This window comes from Auritidibacter ignavus (assembly GCF_003703835.1).
Taxonomy (GTDB): Bacteria; Actinomycetota; Actinomycetes; order Actinomycetales; family Micrococcaceae; genus Auritidibacter; species Auritidibacter ignavus.
This window is the reverse complement of the sequence record NZ_RDQR01000050.1, coordinates 1-1,227: the sequence shown is the minus strand read 5'-3', so window position 1 is coordinate 1,227 and position 1,227 is coordinate 1. Positions and strand designations below refer to the sequence as shown.

1 protein-coding gene is annotated in these 1,227 nt (G+C 58.5%); it reads left to right on the top strand.

Going from position 1 to position 1,227, the window contains the following annotated elements; translation table 11 throughout:
* Nucleotides 1–56: 56 nt before the first annotated feature.
* Nucleotides 57–1,220 carry an IS30 family transposase gene (locus tag DYI20_RS12120; RefSeq protein WP_147472569.1) on the top strand — a complete coding sequence of 388 codons (1,164 nt, stop codon included), beginning with the start codon at nucleotides 57–59 and terminating at the stop codon, nucleotides 1,218–1,220.
* Nucleotides 1,221–1,227 lie beyond the last annotated feature (7 nt).

Genomic DNA, 1,227 nt, shown 5'->3' with positions numbered 1-1,227 from the left:
TCTAGACTCAAACCGTCAGTGCAACACCCCTAGTCAACTTCTGGTAGAGGTGGAATATGGCGAAACTAGGACGACCTGGACTGCCGGAGACCGAACGCCGCCGAGTCTGGGAACTATGGAAACAAGGACACTCCTTTACGGAGATCTCTGAAACCGTTGGCGTGCCGCCTGGATCCGTGTTTTCGATCTTACGGCCCCGGGGTGGGATCTGGTTCCCAGAGCCCACCCCGCCGCCGGGCGCATTGAGCCTGGTTGAGCGCGAGGAAATCTCACGCGGTTTGGCCGCCGACAAATCCATCCGGACTATTGCTGCGGAACTGGGCAGAGCACCTTCGACGATCAGCCGAGAAATTGCTAAGAATAAGGGTCCCAAGCGGTATCGGGCCATCGATGCCCATGATCGCGCCACCCGCAAGCGGTCCCGGTCGCAGCGGCTGAAACTCCAAAAGAACCCAGTGCTGACGAACTACGTCAGCGCACGATTGCAGCGTTACTGGTCACCGGAACAGATCGCGGGCAGACTGCGCTTGGACTACCCCAACAATGCGCGGATGCACATCAGTCATGAGGCCATTTATCGGACCGTGTACTTGCACAAGGTCCGCAAGATCCTGCCGCATAATATTCACCGGTGTTTGCGCCGCAATCGCCCGATTCGGCACGGCAAGCACTATTCCACCCGGGGTCAATGGCGGTCCCAAATCAAAAACGCCCGCTCCATTCATGACCGGCCAGCCGAAGCCGAGGATCGGACCATGCTGGGGCATTGGGAGGGCGATTTGATCATTGGCGGCACCAGCTCCCAGATTGCCACCCTCGTGGATCGAGCCAGTCGGAAAGTCGATTTGGTGCAGCTCGCTGATCGCAGTGCACAGCACCTGACCACGGCGCTGAGCCAGCGCAGAACCCAGCAATCATCAGTCGAGGTCAAGACCCTGACCTGGGACCGCGGCATGGAACTCGCCGACCACCAGACCATCACCCAGGCCACCGGTGTAGAGGTGTTCTTTGCTGATCCACTCAGCCCCTGGCAGCGTGGTACTAACGAAAACACCAACGGGCTGATCCGCCAATACCTACCGAAGAAAACTAACCTGAGCAAGTACTCGCAAGCTGACCTGGATCAGATCGCCCATGAACTCAACACCCGGCCCCGGAAATGTTTAGGCTACCGCACCCCGATTGAAGCCGAACACGCCGGTGTTGCCTTGACGATTTGAACCCAAG

What these genes read in the sequence shown, in the direction of transcription:
- DYI20_RS12120 (WP_147472569.1), top strand. Translation starts at nt 57, where the DNA reads ATGGCGAAACTAGGACGACCTGGACTGCCGGAGACCGAACGCCGCCGA.